Source organism: Candidatus Alkanophaga liquidiphilum (assembly GCF_053996935.1).
The window spans coordinates 1-18,605 of sequence record NZ_JBMXYC010000066.1 but is presented as its reverse complement, the minus strand read 5'-3'; the positions used below and the strand labels follow the sequence as shown (position 1 = coordinate 18,605).

Below are 18,605 nucleotides of genomic sequence, written 5' to 3'. Positions count from 1 at the left end.
GGGAACTTAATAAAATTTTCCGTATTTCAAATATATAAAGCTTACTTTTCGCCTATCGGGATGGGTGAAAGATGTTGTGAGCGTGATACTCACAAAGCGTGATACCCACAAAGGGGCAAGTGTCTCAGCACGATTCGAAACTACGCACGCATGCTTGATTTTGCTTTATCCGACAAAGGCTTACGCATGAGGATGGCGGCTTCGCCATCGCTGTAGTAAGCGGGGACGTAGCCGAAGTCGGAGAAGCCGAGCTTCCGGTAAAGGCGGCGTGCCACGTAGTTGTTGACACGGACTTCGAGCCTGACGGACTTCGCTCCCCAGCTCATAAGAATGTCAAACGCCGCATTCAAAAGCTCGGTGGCTATGCCACGCTCTCTGAAGTCTCTATCGACGGCGATGGCGAAGATGCGACCTTCGGCAGGCGTCGAAAGCAGGACGACGACGAAGCCCACGACGCCGTAGCCGCCAACCTCCGCCACTAAGAAGCCCTCGGGACACATTTCGTAAACTTCGAGATAAATTGCCGAAGTGCCCTCGAGGTTGCCCTCCCTGCTGATTTTCATGACGCGGTCCAAGTCCTTAGGCTCGAAATTTCGTATTCGCAGGAGCTCCCCTCCATGCAACGCCTTAACCACAAACACCCTCGGAAGCATGCGCCCTAATATTTATCACGGGACGCCAACAACTTCAGGAGCAAAGCTTTTTGCGCATGCAGTCTGTTCTCAGCCTGCTCGTAGACTGCCGAGTGCGTGCTTTCTATCACGTCTTCGGTAATTTCCTCGCCAACGTGCGCGGGCATGCAGTGCATGACTATTGCATCGCCTTTTGCGACGCCCAACAATCGCTCATTTATTTGGTATCGTCGAAAAGCCTTTAGCCGAGGCTCGCGCTCCGCCTCGTCGCCCATTGAAACCCAAACGTCGGTGTAGAGGACGTCAGCATCGGCAGCCGCCTCCACAGGCTCTTTCACTATTTTGATTTCGGTGCCACTCTTCTCAGCTAACGCTTTCGCCTGTTTTAAAATTATGATTGGAGGCTCGTAGCCTTTGGGGCACGCAACGCAGACGTTCATGCCAACACTCGCCGCTCCGAGGAGTAGCGAGTTGCAGACGTTGTTGCCATCGCCAATCCATGCAAGCGTCAGTCCCGAAAGCCGTCCCTTACGCTCCTTTATCGTGAGGAGGTCGGCGAGCGTCTGGCACGGATGCTCAAGGTTCGTCAGCCCGTTAATCACCGGAATGGAGGCGTGCGCCGCAAACTCGACGACCGTCTCGTGCTTAAACGCTCGAATCATGACTGCACTGAGGTAAGCGGAGAGGACTCTAGCGGTGTCCTTGATGCGTTCGCCCCGCCCGAGCTGGAGGTCGTTCCAATTCAGGTAAAGAGCGTGCCCGCCGAGTTCCAACATCGCAACCTCGAACGATACGCGGGTGCGAGTCGAGGGTTTCTCGAAGATTAGCCCCAAAATTCTGCCCTTTAAGTCGTCACGGAGCTTCTGAAACGCCCGTTCCGCCTTAAGCTTAGTGGCTTCCTCAAGCAAAGCTTCTATCTCCTCGGGTGTGAGATCGCCCATCGAGATGAAATGCATTCCTGTCACGCTCCGCCGCGCCAGCACAATGCGGGGGGCGGGATTCGAACCCGCGCATCCCTGCGGAACAGGATTTCTTCCATGCGACTTAAGTCCTGCGCCTTTGTCCAAGCTCGGCAACCCCCGCACTTAAATATTTGGCGTTACATTTTATAATGATACGACTTAAGCTCGTGAGCGGCTGAAGTTTGCTTTGAGTAGTGAGGCGTGTCGACAGTGTTTTATCTTCTCAATAGAAAATAACTGTGCAATTAAAGGAAGTGAAGTGCGAAATGAGCAAGAAGATATGTATGGACACCTCGGCGCTCATCCATTGCGAGCCTGAGAACGTCGTGAAAGACGCATCCGAGATAATAGTCCCGTATGCGGCGTTCGACGAGCTGCAGGCGCAGGCGTCGAAGGGCAGAGAGGAAGGCTTTGAGGGCTTACGGAGCGTGAAGCGTCTCCGTGAACTTTGCGAGGAGCGAGGCGTTCCGCTACGTTTCGCAGGCAAGCGTCCGAATTTCGACGAAATACGGCTTGCGAGCAGCGGGCGGCTCGACGCTTTAATTATCGGGGTAGCGAAGAGCGAGGGCGCCACTTTAATGACTTGCGACTATGTGCAGTCGTTAGTGGCGGAGGCGGAAGGCGTCGAATCCATTTACGTCCCTGTGGAAATCATTGGTGAGAAATTTTCGTTCGAACGCTTCTTCACGGACGATACCATGTCCGTGCATCTGAAGGAGGGCGTACCGCCGCTCGCAAAGCGTGGTAAGGTCGGAAGGTTCAAGCTATTGCAGATCAGGGAGGAGCCGTGCACCGAAGAGGAGCTTCTCCAAATTATAAAAGAGATTAACGAAGCAATAAGGATGCGGCGGGAGGCTTTCATCGAGGAAAGCATCCCCGGCGGGCGTGTCGTCCAGCTTGGCGAATTCCGCATCGCAATCGCAAGACCCCCGCTCGCCGACGCCACTGAAATCACCATCGTCCACCCGATCGTCAAGCTCTCCCTTAGAGACTACAAGCTTTCGGAGAAGCTGATGAAACGGTTTGAGGAGCGAGCCGAAGGCGTCCTAATCGCCGGTCCGCCCGGCTCCGGGAAGACGACGTTCGCAAGCTCCCTCGCAAACTTTTATGCGTCGAAGGGCAAGGTTGTGAAAACACTGGAGCTGCCGAGAGATTTGCAAGTCGGACCCGAAATCACGCAATACAGCGCACCAAGAGGCGACTTCAGCAGCATCGCCGACATCCTACTCTTGGTTCGTCCCGACTACACCGTCTTCGACGAAATTCGGAAGACGTCAGACTTCAGAATTTTTGCAGACATGCGACTTGCGGGCGTTGGGATGATAGGCGTGGTGCACGCCGCCAACCCCATAGATGCGGTGCAGCGCTTCGTCGGGCGGCTCGACCTTGGGATGATCCCAAGCGTCATCGACACGATTATTTACGTGAAGGACGGCGAGATAAAGAAGGTTTACGAGGTTTCGATGACCGTGAAGGTGCCGACGGGCATGACCGAGGCAGATTTGGCGAGACCGGTCGTTGAGATTCGAGATTTTGAAACCGGGAAGCTCGAATACGAAATTTACACATACGGCGAGGAGAACGTTGTTATCCCTGTTAGAAACGTGACGACGCAGACGCCCATCGAAAAGCTCGCTGCTGAAAGGGTCTTACAGGCAATTCGCCGCTATGACGGGCAAGCTGAGGTCGAAATCGTTGGGAACAAAGCGGTGGTGCGTGTGCATCCCGATGCTATCGCGAGATTCATCGGCAGAGACGGACGCAACGTCTCAAAGCTCGAAGCCGAACTCGGCATAAGCATCGACGTCGAAGCCCGTAGTATCGAAGCTGAAGCTACAAAAGAAGCGGCAGGCGTCGAGATTCCGTTTTCGGTCTCCGAGACGAAGAACTATTTGACGTTGAACCTTGAGGACGATGTGAGCGGACGGAACGTCGAGATTTATATTGACAATGAGTTTTTATTCTCTCCTGTCGTCGGCAAGAAGAACAGAATAAGGGTCGGGAAGAACTCGAAAATCGGGAAGGAGCTGCTAAATACCTTGAAACATGGTGGGCAGATAAGAATTTTAAGAAGTTGAGGTCGGAGTGACATCTCGACTCATCAAACTTCAGTCTTCTCAAACAGGTAAGCGCCGAGCCAGACCATTGCGATGCTGCTTAACACGAGTGCTGCAAAATCAAGAAGCAATGGGAACTCGCCGACGCCGACGAGGCACTTCCGCAAGGCGTCCACGCCGTAGGTCAGTGGGTCTGCATACGCAAGCGTCCTTACCCAGTGCGGAAAGCCGTCCAAGGGGAACAGCGCCCCCGACAGGAAGAAAATCGGGAACACCAGGAAATTCATCACGAGCGAGTAGCCCGACATGTCTTTGAGCTTCGAGGCGAGAGCCACGCCCATCCCGATGAACGTTACGGAAATCAGCATCATGAAAAATACTGCAAGAAGGACGCCGCCGAGAACGGCGACGGCGGGCGACGCCGCTTCGTTTAGCCCTTCGACGCGGAAGCCCATGGGGAACGCCGCAAGCAGCATCAGCACGCCCTGGAACAGCGATGTCGTCATGCCGCCCGCAATCCGTCCCAATATTATCGATACCCTGCTCACTGGCGCCACCATTATTTCCCGAAGGAAGCCGAACTCCTTGTCCCAGAGGACGGAGAGTCCTGCAAACATCGAAGAAAAGAGCAGGGTCATGCCGACGATTCCCGGCGCCAGGAAGTCGATGTAACGCAAGCCGTGGACGCTCGAAGCTTCCACGGGGAGGAATGCGAGGAACGCAAGGAAAAACAAGGGCATGCCGAGGGAGCCTAAAACTCGGCTTCTCAGCCTGAAAAAGCGGATGGTTTCCCGCAGCCACAATGTGTATATCGCCGCCGGGTTTAGGACTCTGACCTTCATTTTGACTTGCGTCCGCTTACCCACCTTGTCGCTGCTTCTTGCTCGCATCACCGCCGCCTGTGCCACAGCACGTGCGCTCGTCTTATGAAATCGTTAAAGCTCCCCTCTTCATCCCTGATTTCTCGTCCTGTCAGCCTGAGGAAGGCGTCCTCGAGCGTTGACTCCCTGAAATTCAGAGCCTTTACTTCGACGCCTGCCTCGAACGCAGCAAGCACGAGCCTCGGGACACTCGCCTCGCCGCCACCACGCACGTTGACAACGTTGTTCCGCACGCTTACGCCCTCAACAAACCCGAAAGCGGAGAGGCGAGCCGCCAGTCGCTCCGCATCGCTCTGAGAGGCAACGGTGATGGAGAGAGATGCTGAGCCGTAGGAGTTTTTGAGTTTCTCGGGAGTGTCCGCCGCTATTATCTTGCCGGAATCAATGATTGCGATCCTGTCGCATAGGAACTCCGCCTCTTCCATGTAGTGCGTCGTGACGACAATTGTAACATCCTCCTCCTCGTTCCGCCGTTTTATATGCTCCCAAATGCCCCTGCGAGTCTGAACGTCCAAACCGAGTGTCGGCTCGTCTAAAAACAGGACTTCAGGGCTGTGCAACAGCCCACGAGCAATCTCAAGGCGGCGTTGCATCCCACCCGAAAAGTTTTCGACGAGCACGTTGACTTTGCCCTCAAGCCCTACGAGCTTTAAGACATCCTTGATGCGTCTTCGCCGTGTTTCTTTGTCCATGCCATACATGCGGGCGTGGAAGTCGAGGTTTTCGAAGGCGGTAAGCTTGTTGTCGAGCGTCGGCTCTTGAAACACGATGCCAATACGCCGCCGCACCTCATCAGCCTCACCGACGACGTCATAGCCGCAGACCCTTGCAACTCCCGCCGTCGGTTTTAAAAGCGTTGCCAACATCTTCAGCAGCGTCGTTTTCCCGGCGCCGTTCGGTCCGAGTAGTCCAAATATTTCCCCGCTTTTTATCCGGAAAGTTACGGAATCAACGGCTTTCAGCCCGTTAAAACACTTCGTTAAGCGCTCCGCTATGATGGTATCCACAAATCCCATTTTATCCTCATGTCACTAAATAACTTCCAGAAGCAGCAAATTAAGACCCTTCGAAAAACTTCCTTATTTTCTCTCGATATTCTGGCAGGAGTCTCCACTCCGTGAGGCTTATTTTCTCAAATATCTCTTTTTTATTGTATTTTCGTATTTTCCTGACAATACCGGCGGCGATGGCGCCGATGCCTCGCCCGCCTGTGATGTTCACACCGATGTTACGGATTCGCTCCATGAGCTCGTTCACAGTGACTACGCCCTTCTCTGCGAGCGTCTTCAGAAATTCCTTCTGTGACGGGCTGCATTCCGCCAAGAATTTATTAAGCTCGTTGTCCGTCCATTCCTCAACATAAACGTCAGTGAAGTGCTCCTTTATGAAAGACACAACTCTCTCAAGTTCCTCATACTGCTCCACTGGTATCGGCTTCTTCAGGAACAACTGCTTCTTCCCGATGCGTAGGTCTTCGACTGCTACTATCTTCCCATCTTTTATGTCGACCTTCATTTTCACCCACACCAATAATATATGTGCATGTTATATAAATTTTTATCATTCGATGTTATATCGTTCGCTCAAGAATTTTTTTATCGTATTTTCAAGCATTTCACTTACAAGTTTCCCGTCCACCTTGCCCCTTAATTCCTTCATCACGACGCCCATCAGCGGACTTATTGCTCTTAACCCTCTGTTTCTCACAAAATCTGCCCTCTCCATAACTACTGCTTCTATGAATTTTTCTACATCCTCAATGCGCATGGTCTTCAGTCCCAACTCAGTTACTATTTCTCCAACACTTTTTTCCGGGTTAGCTGCCAAATTTTTAAGAATTTCAGGTATGCCTTCCTTACTAAAGTCGCCGGCGGCTAACATCTCGAATATTTTGATGATATGTGGCTCTTCGATGTTCTGGATGGCTATACCTTCCCGCATGAGTTCCGTCATGGTGTCCGTGAGCGTCCTAATGACCAACGTCGCTGGTATCTCCACTTTCGTTCCTTTTGAAGAGAACATGCTCATTATTTCCTCGAATAGCTTAAAATTGATGGATCTGGCAATCTTCCCAGCAAGCTCCTCGTTTATACCATACTCCTGCATATACCTCTTTTTTCTGTCCTCAAAAAGCTCAGGTAGCTTTATTCTCCGCAGCATCTCCTCTGTTATTTCGATGGGCGGCACGTCCGTCTCTGGATACATACGAGCGGCGCCGGGCAGCGGACGCATGTAAGCGGTGTTCCCCCCCTCTAAGGCACGCCTCGTCTCCTCCGGAATTCCGTGCACCGCAACCTCTGCCCTCTCCAAAACGGCGTTCAGAGAGCTCACCGCCCGCTCTTCATCAGCGGCAACTATAACCACGCAATCCTCGTCGCTGGCGTTAAAAGCCGTCTTTAACTTTTTCACCTCCTCCTCGGTTATTCCGTAAGCGGGAAGCTCATCAGTGTGGAAAATCCCGCCGACGCCGAATCTCTTTGCGATGTCAGAAAGCTCGCTGCCAAAGCGGCGTCCGGGCTGTATTTGCCGGCCGACGAGTCCGCCGAACCGCCGCAAGCACATGCCGAAAACACGATGTCCTGCTTTTTTGATAACCTTAGACTTCGTATTCTTGAATATTTCAGAAACGTCTTTTATTTCACGCTCGACATAGGCGTCGCGTCTCCGCAGCTCGTCCCGTATTTCCAGAAGATTTAGCTGCCGGATCACCTCGTTCTTTATCACTTGCTCTATCATTCCGAGGTTCTGCACGCCTTTTATCTCGACACGGGCGCCGTCCCGTATGGAGACGTTTATGTCTTGGCGGATTGTCCCCAGCCCTCTTTTGACCTTGCCCGTCGATTGCAGAATCATGCCGATGTGCTCCGCCACCTTCCTAGCCTGTTCCGGCGTTTTTATGTCCGGCGCCGTCCCTATTTCGACGAGCGGGATGCCGAGCCTGTCCAGAGAATAAACGACGTAACCTCTCTCCTCCAGTAGCTTCTGCGCCGCTTCCTCCTCAAGACAAAGCGTGTTTATTCTAACGACGCCCTCCTCAGTTTCTATTTTTCCGTTAGTGGCGATGAGCGCAGTTCGCTGGAAGCCACACGTGTTGGAGCCGTCAATTACGATTTTGCGCATCGTGTGCACTTCGTCCACAACGTCCATGTCGAGGAGCAGAGCTACCTCTAAAGCGATTTCGAGCGCTTCCCTGTTAAGCTCGTGCGGCGGCTCCTCATCGTTCTCCACGAGGCACGTGCTGTCGTAGGCTTTGTAAATGAAGGTGCGGCGGTAGCGCTCTTCAGCCTCTGCTGCCTTGTCAACTTCGCCGAGCTCGCTCTTTGACGCCCGTAAATACCTAAAAAACTCGAAGTTTGAGTCTTTCTTCGCACGCAACGTCGTGGGGCATTTACAGAAGAGTTTGTGTTTTGTGTCCAATTGCTGATGGATTTCGAGCCCTGCCACCAGTCCTACCTTCCCGTAGTCAAGCTCCGCCATCACCATAAATTTGCATGAAGTCAAAAATCATTCCGGGAGATAAACCCGATAGTCCTCCTTGACGACGTTGAGGACAACGAAGGTGCAAGTGCGCTGAACGTGTTTCATGCCGAGTGTTGATTTTATGAAGGCGTTCAGTTCTGTCGTGTTTTTGAATTTTGCGACGATGATGGCGTCGAACTCGCCGGTGACGTCATAGACCGCACAGACCTCCTGGCGGCGTGCCAGCTCTCGTTCTACCTCGACGAGATGCCCGCCCTCGACGACTATGCCTACGATTACGGTGACGTCGAGTCCGACCTTCTTCGCATCTATCAGGGGTATGAAGTTCAACAGAACTCCCCGTTCCTTCATGTCATTTATCCTGCGGATGACGGTATTTACTGAGACTTTAAGGTTGCGAGCGAGCTCTCTGTATGAAATCCTCGCATCCCCTAAGAGGAGGGAAAGAATCTTTTTGTCGAGGTCGTCAAGCTTTTCCGACATGTGAACCCCCCCTATAACATCTTAAGCTCCTTAAAGGGCATAACAGTATGCATGGGCAAGGTCTCGGTTTTTATGCCTCGTTCCTCCGCCGCAGCGAAGGCGTTCACGCCCGCATATACAGGGATGCCCACTCTGCCTCTGAGAAGAGGGACGCCGAGAACTGAGAGCCCTGTGCCGAAAGTAATCACGCCGGTGATGCCAGCGGCTTTCAAGCTTTTTATCACCTTTGCGGCGCTCTCCAACGCAATCGCGGGGATTTCACGGTAGTTTGCGATTACCCTGCCGGTGCCCTTAGCCAGAGCGTCGCAGACTGACGTTATCTTCCTCGACACGAAGACCTTCGTGGGGTCGACGGAGGTGCCCTCGTAGCTGATGACGTCTATGAAGCGTTGCGGCTTCCCGCTGCTTATCTGGACGATGCCGCTATATCTCACTTCAACAGGGATGCCGTTCTTCACGAGGACACCGTCTATCGTGATGCTGCAGATGTTCGCCACCGCTACCTTGCCCTGCGGGACGTGCAGTCCACCCACCCGCTCTTTCTCGTCTATTACTTTGACGTAATGGCTTACGACGTATGCGGAAAGCTCCTCAAAGAGCCCCACAATTTTTTCAAAGTCCCGCTTGTCTATAAGTGCGACGTTCACGATGACGTTTCCTTCCCGCCGCAGAGGGTCGAATGTGGTCAAAAAGATAAGCTCTTCAATCCTTGCTTTCACAGAGCCGAGACGCTCCTCAAGGCTCGCCTCTTCCAGCTCTCTCAAGCCCTGCTCTGTAATCGTGCGTCCTTTCTTGCCGTGCTTCTTGGTGAATCCCATAGCGTCGAGGAAACTGAGATGGTAGCGGACTGTCCGCTCCTTTATGTTGAAGCCCCGCCGCTGCAACTCTACTGAAATCGCTCTCGCACCCAGAGGCATATCACTCTCACCGAGTATCCTCAAAATTTCGAGTAGCTTGCGTTTTGTCTCGAAATTCTTGTCCGCGCGTTTTCCCATCTCTGTATCGTTGTAGCAAGTAAAGAAAAAGCAAGCGGTCAGACGGCATTATGCAACTGAAGCAAAAAGTCTCTGTCTGTGGGTTTGTTCCCCTCCACGAGCTTTTTCAGCTTCAGTGGCAAGCAATCCATCCGATATGCCGTCTCCTCCGTTTCGACGCCGGTCAGCGCCGTCGGGATGGTGACGGCTGCCGCCTCGACCGTCGGCGTCCTGAACGGGTCGAGCACGATTAATGGCATTTTCGCCAGCAGTTTTGCCTTTTCCTTAGGGAACGAGGCTATGGGGTCAGCACCGACGATGAGAGCGGCATCACAGCCCTCAAGCACGTCAAGAGCAGTCGTCTTTCCGGGTTCGAAGCGGGCATTTCCGCCTGAGAAATCCACGCCGAACGGGAATCCTGTTTCTCGTAGGAACGTAATGACGGCGCCGACGACGTTAAAGTGCCCTTTCATTGGGAACATTGCGAAATTTGTTGTTCCGCTCAGCGCCTCCACGAGCGAGAAGAGGGCGGCGACGCTGTCTTTTGCGTTTTCGGAGGCGGCGACGCCGAGCCCGAAAAATACGACGCCGAAGGACGCGTTTTTCAAAGTCTCGGCGACCCTGCTCAAATCTTCGACGCTAACGCCCGCCGCCTCTGCCAACGCCTTCACGCTCCTCGCTGCCGCCTCACCACCACCGCCGCCGGCAGTGCCGCCGACCATCGTCCACAAAGCCTCGCAGACCGCAGCGTCTGCCCCGGGACGCACCCGTAAAAACCATTTAGCAATCTTGTCAAGCTCGCTCGTGACGACGTCCACACACACGATTTCACGGTCGGTGATACCTTTGGGGAGGAAGCGACCTTCGGCGTATGAAAATTTCGAGAGGTGACGAGGGTGCGAGTGCACGGGGTTGCAGCCCCAGAAGACGACGACGTCAGCGTTGTCCTTGACGGCGTCGAGCGTCGTAGAGAAAAGGTTGAACTCTCGCTGGAGCGTGTGGAACAAATTGTGGCAGAGCGACTCCGTGTTGTCGCAGATGCCGTTCAGGCGGCGAGCGAGCCGTAACGCAAGCTTCTGGGCGCTGCAACCCGTGTTGCTCAGCCCGTAAATCAAAGGTCTCTCCGCACCTTTTAAAATTTCGGCTGCCTCCCGCAAAGCGTCGTCGTAACTCCGCTCCTCGCCACCGATTAGTGGCGTTTCCAGCCTGTTCTCCCTAAAAGCGAGAAATTTGCGCACACCGAGCGTGCAGGCATTTCTAACCTCCTTTATCTCGTTGCCCTCGACGCGCACAACAATGTCATCGCACAGGCACGCACAGAACGGGCAGACTGCCATCTCAAACACTACCATGTTACCCCCTATGTTTATTCATATCACCTTTAGAACTAGATTTCGCCGCAAGTGTTTTGGCTAAACGTAACGCCCGATTAAAACGTTTTTTATCTCGCCAGCACTCAAGTAAAAACATGGACAAGACGACGGCTGCGCTTGTGGCAATTGTGGTGGTGGTCATAAGCGTGGCGGCGTTCCTCGTCTACCGATTCGGCTGGCTTTTCCTATTGAGGTTGGTTTTGGGGGTGGGGTTTGCGGGGCTGGCAGTGGTTTTTACGGTGCTACTTGCGCTGCTGGCTTACGCAAGGGCGTTGCTTTATACCACGCTCTCGCTGCTCGGCTTTGCGTCGTCGGCATATGCTTTTTACCAGTGCTATGTTTGGACAGAGCCGCTGCACGTCATCTACGTCGTCGCAGCTTACGTTGTGGCTGCCGCTGCTGGTTTCTGGTATTTGTCAGAGCCGAACCTGAGCCTGCTTGAGCGGCTTAGAAGTGTGCACTCTTTGGAAAAATCTGGAAACTACAAGGCAGCAGCTCGGAAATATGAGATGCGTGGCGATTATTTAAGGGCGGCGGAATGTTACGAGCGTGCGGGCATGCTGGAGCCGGCGGCGTGGTGCTACGAGCGTGCGGGCGAGCTTAAGAAAGCGGCAGAGTTTCACGAGAGGGTTGCTGAAGAGAAAAAAGATAGTTACCACTGGAGGGAGGCGCACGAGCTTTGGAAAAGAGTTGGCGAGAAAAAGCGGGCAGCGGATTGCCTCTGGCGGTATGCTGAAAACGAGCCTTGGTATTGGGATGTCGTCGCAAAGCTTTACGAGGAAGTTGGCGACGAGGAAAATGCAAAAGCGGCGTGGCGGCGTGCCTTGGATTACTACGTGAAAGAAGCTAAGGAGGAAGGCGCCTTCTGGGAAGACGTCGCTAACATTTACGAGAGACTCGGCGAAGCTGAGAACGCAAGGGCAGCAATGGAGAAATACGTGGCGTATTGTGGGAGGGAGGCTGCAAACGATGCTTCGTGGTGGAAGCATGCAGCCGATGCTTATGAAAAGTTAGGGATGAAAGAGATGGCGGAAGAGGCGAGGCGCCGCTACGAGGAGTGGAGGAAAAAGATAAAGGTGAAACAGTGAAAGCGAAAGTCATCATGGCATGCAACGGGTCTTCAGCTCGGAAAACAACTCAGAGGAGCAAACGCAGGGAAAATAAGAAGCAAATAGAAAAACTTTTCGTGAGTAGGATTAAACCTTGCATCTCATCAGACGAAATCCTCAAAGAACAACACCTCAACATTTGAAGGGGCGCTCGCAAGCTCTTTGACCAGTGTGAGGCAGTTGGGGAGTGTCGTATCCTCTCACACTTATATTTGGCTGCCTGCTCACAAATGGAGCCCATGTCCTCAACTGGATGAAGCCGCAGGACACGAGGCTTTGACACTCTTCGCTGCTTTTTCTCGGTCGAGCTTCCTGTATAGAGCATATTCGGTCTCAACCATCGCAAGCTCGCTCACATAGCTAAATAATCCCCGCTTAACAATTTCTCCCTAACCAGCACGCCTCCGCATGGAAAACAGCCGCTCTATAAAGACGCCAGCTTCATGGGTCATGCTTCATTTTAGTTCTCTCCCCATCTTTCTTCCGCTCTTTGTAGAACCCATCCAACTCTTATTTAGTTTCGGCGCCACTCAAGCGGCGAGCGGCGAGGAGGAAGCCGGTGTGTGCGACCATGCGGTGCTCAGGGCGGATGCTTCGTTGCCCAACTTCCCAAGTGCGGACAGCCACCTCGTGAATGCCGGTGAGGAAGAAGCCACCAGTTTTTTCGAGGCGTTTTGAGAGTTTGAAGATTTGGAGGATGGAGGGGTTGTAGGCGACGAGGATGCCGCCGTCCCGCAGCGAGGCTTTTGCGTGCTTGACGACACGCCACGGCTCAGGCAAGTCCAAAATAATCCTATCAAGGTTTTTGTCCTCTTCGGCAAGTCCCTCATAAATGTTCCACTCACGGAGGACGAGGTTTTCGGGGATGTTTCTGAAGAAAGCCTCGATGTTGCGTCTTGCGACTTCGAAGAAGTCCTTTCTGACCTCATAGGAAATGACAACGCCGTGCTCGCCGACTGCTCGTAGCAGAGCGAGCGTGAGGGCGGCGGAGCCCGTGCCTGCTTCCAAAACACGAGCTCCGGGGAAGATGTCTGCGAGCATTAAAATGGCAGCAATGTCCTTTGGATAAATGATTTGGGCGCCCCGCCGCATCTTCAGGACGAACTCGGCGAGCGTTGGCTTAAACACGAAAAGACGTTCGCCGTGCGATGAGGTTACGATGCTGCCCTCTTCAAGCCCGATGAGCTCGTCGTGCGGCACGACGCCTCTGTGGAAGGAAAATTGAGCGCCCCGTCGCACTCTGAATTGATACCTGCGACGCTTCGTGTCCACGAGCTGCACAACGTCGCCATCGGCAATTTTGCCCATAATATTAGATGGACAAAGGTTTAATTTTGCTCCCCCTCACCGTGTCGCCGCTTCGAGCGTTCTAAAAGCTTGCAGAACGCGCAAAGCCCGACGTTTGCCGTAGGCATGCCGCAGGCTTCGCACTCCTTAAGCTCGAAGCCCTCTTGCTCGCCGAACAGCGCTTTGTTTTTCAAAAATCCGAGGTAGAAAGCTTTTTTCAAGCCGGGGTGCCGCCGCTCAAGCTCGTTCAGCGCTTTCTTGTAGCTGAGTGAGGTTGCGCCGCTCGCCAGCGGGCACTTCTCTCTTACGAAGTCCAACTGCTTTATCCTTGCGTATACTGCCGTTTCCTCGTCGGAAATCCTGAACAGCGGCTTTACTTTACGCACGAGCTTCGGGTGCGTGCTTTCTAAAATCGGATGCTGTCGCTGCAGAAACTCCAAGTTCCACCGCGTCAAATTTCCGAGAAGCGTAGCGCACTCGTCGTCAAGCGTGTGTCCGGTGGCGAGCACCGAAAAACCCTCCTCGTAAGCAACTTTATTCATCAAATAACGCTTCACCAATCCGCATGCGGAACACGCATCCCTCACCGCCAGCTCCATTAGGCTTTTCCCGAATTCTTTTCTTAAGTCAACTACTATCAGGTCGAGGTTTTTAGAAGCGGCAAAGCTCTCGACGACGGCTCTTGAGGCTTCAGAATATTCGTCGATGCCGAGGTCGATGTGAAGCCCGCAAGTCTCGTAGCCGAGGTCGTCCAGGACGTTCCAGAGCGTCATGCTGTCCTTGCCGCCGGAGACTGCCATGAGGATGCGGACATCTCGTGAGAACATTCGCACGCCGAGTTTTTCGCCGTCGATCGCACGTTGCACTTGCCTTTCGAAATACTCAATAAAGCACGAATCGCAGAAACGCACAGCACTGAGAATCACGTCCGCCTCTTTCTTTCTGCACCGTTTGCAGACCTTCATCTTTACATGTTCAAGGTGCATGCAAATATGCCTTTTGAGAAGAAGGGGACAAGGGGGATTATAATTATGCAAGGGGAAAATTGCCTCTGGCGAAACTTTCGTAGATACGATGAATATTTGGGGCGACGTAGCGGGTGTTATTGGCTCAGGTCAAAGAAGAATGCGACTTCCTGAAGAAGGGGGCTTCACTCCGACAGGCGCATCTTAACCAACGGGCGTCGGCAACATCCGTGGATGCCCCTTGAGCAGGCACGCCGAATAAAAAAGCTCTATAGATGGGGCTCGGGAGAGGTATATACGAAGTGTTACGAGTATGCCAATAAAATGGTAGAAATTCGTATGTTGGAGGATATGCGCAATGCGGATATGAACGAGATAAACAAAATTTCGCCGCTAACGCTCCGAACCTTCGCTTATCTTGCGGATATGCGGCTCGCTATCGCTCACCCAAATTGCTTCGCAACTTCCCATATCCTCTGTGCCGTTAAGTGAATTGGGCTTCGCGGCGGCTTTAAAAGAAAATATTTAGAGGTGATATATTGCCAACTACCACTGTCTAAAGAACGGTGGCTTGTAGGTGGTGCAAGCAATCATCGCCCTTACGTTAAGCTGGTTGACGGCCGTGGGCGGGGGGAGCCGCCCCCAGCCCGCTTAGTCGAAGCCTTCACCGCCTTACAGCCGTTTCTCCGAGCTCGGAGTGTCTTAAGGCTCTTGCTTAATACTATTATTACTTCAGCTAACGGAGGTGAGAAAGGCGGCATTCGGTCTCCTGCCGCCAAAGCCTATGAAAAAGGAAAAGCAGGCAATCATAGGAGGACTTGCAGGAGGCAGGGGTTTAGCGGGTAGTTTTGGTTTAGGAATTTTAAAAGGTGTGTTGCTTGGTGTTATATTTTTTATTATAGAAGGACGGTATCTCTTATTCAAGAACGGAGGAAGTAAAATGGAGAAAGGAAAGCAATTAGGAGATAAACTCTGGATGAATGGATTTTTAGGCTTTTTAGGATTCCTTGGATTTGAAGCTTTCAAATTACATGAGCCTTGGTATTTATTTTACTTCTGTTTCTTTGCATTCTTTGCCCATTTCAAATATCTTAAAGAAGAACTCAAATATTTGGGTCTTCTTGGGATAATAGGTTTAGTTATAGCAATACTTGGAGTTATAGGAATGATAGAGGTGTAGAAAATGATAGAGTTAAATGACTTCAAATATGGAATGCTGTTTGGCTTTGTAGGTTTTGCTCTAACTCTTGTTAGTATGTATTTTGCAACTGGTATGTTTGATCCGAGATTTTCTGCTGTAATAGGGGCTGGACTTTTTTGGAGGATTTCTTGGTTCATTGATAAAAAGATTGCATAAAGAAGGAGAAGAAAGAAAGGTAAATCTCATTTTTCTTGCTATTGTGCTGATTGCAGGCATTCCTTTAATTACTGAGTATACGTATGATATTCTGGCAAAGAATTGGGAAATATGGAAGCTTATTTCTATATTCGCTTTTGCATACCTGATATGTCATGGAATTTTTCGTATAATGAAATCGAAAGGTATAGAAAAATGATGCCACCGCTCCGCTCGACTCCTCGCTCCCTAACAGTCGCTTCAGGGCTTACGCCTTCACTTAACAGGTGGGCGGGCGAAATCGGGCGGTGCAGCTTAGAAGAAAAATTAAAAAAGACAAAACTATTAGAGGATTATAGGCAAGGAAAATGCTATACGAAACAAAGCAAACGACATTACCTGGATTAAAAACTTCTGAACAAGAATACTGGGAATTAATTAATGGTAATTATTCTTTTTCAGAAGCATTACAAATATTGGATAAAATTGATTGGGATTTTAAGGATTTTACAACACAATATTTAACTCATAAATTCCACTCATATCCCGCAAGGTTCATTCCACAAATCCCTTTGACATTTATAAAACTATTTACAAAAGAAGGGGAAACTGTCCTTGACCCCATGTGCGGGTGTGGAACAACATTGGTGGAAGCTTTCTTAAATAATAGAAATTCAATAGGCAATGATTTTAATCCACTTGCTACTTTAATAAGTAAAGTTAAAGTTACCTTGATACCAAATACTGAATTTAGGTATTTAAAAGAGAAACTGCAAAAAATGAAAAGGTATTTAGATCTAGACTATAAAAGGATTGATAAAAGAATAGAATCTCTCCCTAACAGGAAAATAAGTAAAATTTTTAACAGAGTGGTAATATCAAAATTAGAGGTTATAAGAGAAACTCTCCTTGAAATTAAAGAGGAAGGCGGGCACGATGATATTTATGATTTAGGGAGAGTTGCTTTATCCGCTACTATATGGTCATTAGTGGAAAATGGTGGGGGACTTGATGTAGATGACTTATTCTTAAAGAAAATAAATTCTATGGAAAAAGAACTAAAGAAGATGGCAAAAATTGTAAAAAATCCACCAAAAGTGAGAATTATAACAGGAGACGCGAGAGAACTTGAAGTTAAGACCAATTCTGTTGATTTAATTGTTACTTCTCCACCGTATGTTAATGCGTTGGACTATTATAGAGTTCACATGTATAATATGCTTTGGCTGGGTATGAATTTTGACTTATTCAGAAAACATGAAATCGGTGCTCATTCCCATTTTATTTATAATCGTTTTAGATTACTTTCTGAATATCTGGGTGATATGCTTAGAGCGATGATAGAAATGAATCGTGTGCTCAAAAAGGGCAAGTTATGCGTAATCGTTGTCGGAAACTCAAGCTTAGAATATGAATTAATAGAGAGTTATAAATTCTTTGCTGAAATGTCAAAGTGTATAGGATTTAAACCAATAAAGACCTATTTTAGAAATATAAATAAGACGAGAAAATATGCCAGTGCAGATATTGGGAAAATTGATGATGAATATATTTTAATTCTACAAAAGGTAGCCGATTCTGATGTAACGGCAGATAATGATGATTTTATAGCAGATATAGTAGCTCAACAAATGATAAAGTTCAAGAAGCAGATAGAAAAAGTTCAAGGCACATCAATCAGAGGTAGAAGACCCACAAAAGAAAGATTACTGAAAAATATAGATAAAATAGAGGAAGCGACTCAACATATCCGTGAAGATATAAAAATAAAGAGGTGAAAAATGAAAGAACTAATAAGTAGAATCATCTATTCTATTTTGATAGGGCAAGATTATAGAACATTCGTTTTAGCCACGATTAACAAAAGATTTATTGACAAAGTAGAAGAATTAACAGCGGAAATTTTTGAGTATAAGAAAAGAGGAGATAATTGGCTTGAGAAATCATTGGAAGATACTTCCAGAAAGAAGGGGAAAGAAAATAAATTCAAATTGTTATGGTATGGTGGATTGAATGATAAAACTGTAAAAAATATGACAGGTGGGACATCTAAGAAAGAAGTTTGTTTAGAAATTGGAAAGAAAAATTTGGAAGCATTTAGATTGTTATTATCTGAAATAGAGAGCGAGAGCCCATACAAAATTAAAATAATAATCAAAAAGGATAATGAACAGGTTGAGCTTGACGATATTGAAAGCATCATATTTGTTAATATCATCTAAGCAATGAAATTAACCATTCAAGGTGGAGCATGGAGTGAAGTAGGAAAGCAAACAGAAAAGATCCTTTTGTATGCGATTTTCACAATTCTTGGGATTCAGAGGATGATTAAATCTTAATTTTGATGAGATGAAAAAGAAAGGGTTGGTTGAAAACAGGGAAATTGATGCTATCGTATTCAACAGAAATAAAGAGCCTATTACTATTGAATTAAAATTATTAGGAATAGGAAATCCAGAGATAGGAGATGAAGCATTAGCTAGGAAAGTAGATCTATTTTTGATTGATAGATTAACGGAAATGATGATAAAAGAATCTGAAAAAATAGGGGTAAAAGTTATAGAATTTCGGCAGGAAAACCCATTGAAGGAGATTTACAAATTCTTTTTATCAAGAAATGTCAAATGTAGTGAGCCTGAAGATATGACCTCTGAAGAATTGAAGGAAAAAATTGAACATATAATTAAAGAGTGGAAAGAAACAAAGGAAGAATACAAAATATTGAAGAAATTAAAGGAGTTGACGAAATGATGTCGAAAACAAAAAGGTCAAAATGATGTATAAATTCTTTGAAAGTTCATCAAGACTTCCTGTGAGAGTTGAAATGAGATGGAGCGGATATTGGGAATTACTTATAGTTCCCGATGATATAGGAAAACTTTACGAAAACCTTAAAAACAGACTTAGCCAAATTGATTCTGAAGAATTTGATAAATTTGGGTTTTATATGTTGTTAACAGGCGAACCAACCCAAGAAGGAAAATTCAAAATAGGGAAATTATTATATATAGGTCAAGCTTATAACCAAGGAATTGAGGAGCGGATACTTCAATCACATCATGGGTA

Annotated in this window: 18 protein-coding genes, 1 tRNA gene and 1 pseudogene; 8 read left to right on the top strand and 12 right to left on the bottom strand. The window is 49.2% G+C overall.

Annotation, left to right across the window (positions count from 1 at the left end; translation table 11 throughout):
- Positions 1–140: 140 nt before the first annotated feature.
- From ACXJJA_RS08625 to ACXJJA_RS08615, 3 genes are all read right to left on the bottom strand, one after another.
- Positions 141–653 (bottom strand): GNAT family N-acetyltransferase, encoded by a 513-nt coding sequence (locus ACXJJA_RS08625; protein ID WP_456487809.1) that lies wholly within the window; start codon positions 651–653, stop codon positions 141–143.
- Positions 654–658: 5 nt separating this feature from the next.
- Entirely contained in the window at positions 659–1,588 is a 930-nt protein-coding gene (gene argF, locus ACXJJA_RS08620) for an ornithine carbamoyltransferase (protein WP_456487837.1), read from the bottom strand.
- A 29-nt stretch (positions 1,589–1,617) separates the two neighbouring features.
- Positions 1,618–1,715 (bottom strand) — tRNA-Leu (locus ACXJJA_RS08615).
- A 118-nt stretch (positions 1,716–1,833) separates the two neighbouring features.
- Between ACXJJA_RS08615 and ACXJJA_RS08610 the strand changes: the two genes are divergently transcribed.
- A complete protein-coding gene (locus ACXJJA_RS08610) occupies positions 1,834–3,672 on the top strand; it encodes a PINc/VapC family ATPase (protein ID WP_456487808.1) in 1,839 nt (612 codons plus the stop codon).
- Between the two features lie 23 nt (positions 3,673–3,695).
- On the opposite strand, the gene ACXJJA_RS08605 is transcribed toward ACXJJA_RS08610, so the two are convergent.
- Genes ACXJJA_RS08605 through ACXJJA_RS08575 form a run of 7 tightly spaced genes read right to left on the bottom strand, consistent with a single transcriptional unit; the run spans position 3,696 to position 10,821 of the window.
- Positions 3,696–4,541: an ABC transporter permease gene (locus ACXJJA_RS08605; RefSeq protein ID WP_456487807.1), complete on the bottom strand. Its 846-nt coding sequence runs from the start codon at positions 4,539–4,541 to the stop codon at positions 3,696–3,698.
- Complete coding sequence (locus ACXJJA_RS08600) at positions 4,541–5,548, bottom strand: ATP-binding cassette domain-containing protein (protein WP_456487806.1); 1,008 nt, start codon at positions 5,546–5,548, stop codon at positions 4,541–4,543. Before ACXJJA_RS08600 ends, ACXJJA_RS08605 begins: the two co-directional genes overlap by 1 nt.
- Before the next feature lie 40 nt (positions 5,549–5,588).
- Positions 5,589–6,053 (bottom strand): hypothetical protein, encoded by a 465-nt coding sequence (locus ACXJJA_RS08595; RefSeq protein WP_456487805.1) that lies wholly within the window; start codon positions 6,051–6,053, stop codon positions 5,589–5,591.
- A 39-nt stretch (positions 6,054–6,092) separates the two neighbouring features.
- Entirely contained in the window at positions 6,093–8,009 is a 1,917-nt protein-coding gene (gene gatE / locus ACXJJA_RS08590) for a Glu-tRNA(Gln) amidotransferase subunit GatE (RefSeq protein ID WP_456487804.1), read from the bottom strand.
- A 27-nt stretch (positions 8,010–8,036) separates the two neighbouring features.
- A complete protein-coding gene (locus tag ACXJJA_RS08585; RefSeq protein ID WP_456487803.1) occupies positions 8,037–8,495 on the bottom strand; it encodes an Lrp/AsnC family transcriptional regulator in 459 nt (152 codons plus the stop codon).
- 11 nt (positions 8,496–8,506) lie between these two features.
- Positions 8,507–9,490 (bottom strand): DUF128 domain-containing protein, encoded by a 984-nt coding sequence (locus ACXJJA_RS08580; RefSeq protein ID WP_456487802.1) that lies wholly within the window; start codon positions 9,488–9,490, stop codon positions 8,507–8,509.
- Between the two features lie 38 nt (positions 9,491–9,528).
- The gene (locus ACXJJA_RS08575) at positions 9,529–10,821 is read right to left on the bottom strand and encodes a formylmethanofuran dehydrogenase subunit B (RefSeq protein WP_456487801.1); all 1,293 of its coding nucleotides are present in this window, start codon (positions 10,819–10,821) and stop codon (positions 9,529–9,531) included.
- A gap of 116 nt (positions 10,822–10,937) precedes the next feature.
- Between ACXJJA_RS08575 and ACXJJA_RS08570 the strand changes: the two genes are divergently transcribed.
- A complete protein-coding gene (locus tag ACXJJA_RS08570) occupies positions 10,938–11,930 on the top strand; it encodes a tetratricopeptide repeat protein (RefSeq protein ID WP_456487800.1) in 993 nt (330 codons plus the stop codon).
- A 531-nt stretch (positions 11,931–12,461) separates the two neighbouring features.
- Here the strand turns inward: ACXJJA_RS08570 and ACXJJA_RS08565 are convergent.
- On the bottom strand, positions 12,462–13,259 hold the full coding sequence (locus ACXJJA_RS08565) for a tRNA (adenine-N1)-methyltransferase (protein WP_456487799.1): 798 nt from the start codon (positions 13,257–13,259) through the stop codon (positions 12,462–12,464).
- Positions 13,260–13,279: 20 nt separating this feature from the next.
- Complete coding sequence (locus ACXJJA_RS08560) at positions 13,280–14,203, bottom strand: PP-loop family protein (protein WP_456487798.1); 924 nt, start codon at positions 14,201–14,203, stop codon at positions 13,280–13,282.
- 745 nt (positions 14,204–14,948) lie between these two features.
- Between ACXJJA_RS08560 and ACXJJA_RS08555 the strand changes: the two genes are divergently transcribed.
- From ACXJJA_RS08555 to ACXJJA_RS08530, 6 genes and pseudogenes are all read left to right on the top strand, one after another.
- On the top strand, positions 14,949–15,383 hold the full coding sequence (locus ACXJJA_RS08555; protein WP_456487797.1) for a DUF3796 domain-containing protein: 435 nt from the start codon (positions 14,949–14,951) through the stop codon (positions 15,381–15,383).
- Between the two features lie 3 nt (positions 15,384–15,386).
- On the top strand, positions 15,387–15,560 hold the full coding sequence (locus ACXJJA_RS08550; protein ID WP_456487796.1) for a hypothetical protein: 174 nt from the start codon (positions 15,387–15,389) through the stop codon (positions 15,558–15,560).
- A 347-nt stretch (positions 15,561–15,907) separates the two neighbouring features.
- On the top strand, positions 15,908–17,317 hold the full coding sequence (locus ACXJJA_RS08545) for a DNA methyltransferase (RefSeq protein ID WP_456487795.1): 1,410 nt from the start codon (positions 15,908–15,910) through the stop codon (positions 17,315–17,317).
- A 3-nt stretch (positions 17,318–17,320) separates the two neighbouring features.
- Positions 17,321–17,878, top strand: a pseudogene (locus ACXJJA_RS08540) (CfrBI family restriction endonuclease).
- 10 nt (positions 17,879–17,888) lie between these two features.
- Positions 17,889–18,290: a CfrBI family restriction endonuclease gene (locus ACXJJA_RS08535; RefSeq protein ID WP_456487794.1), complete on the top strand. Its 402-nt coding sequence runs from the start codon at positions 17,889–17,891 to the stop codon at positions 18,288–18,290.
- A 22-nt stretch (positions 18,291–18,312) separates the two neighbouring features.
- The coding region (locus ACXJJA_RS08530) for a hypothetical protein (RefSeq protein ID WP_456487793.1) at positions 18,313–18,605 on the top strand (293 nt) is incomplete at its 3' end.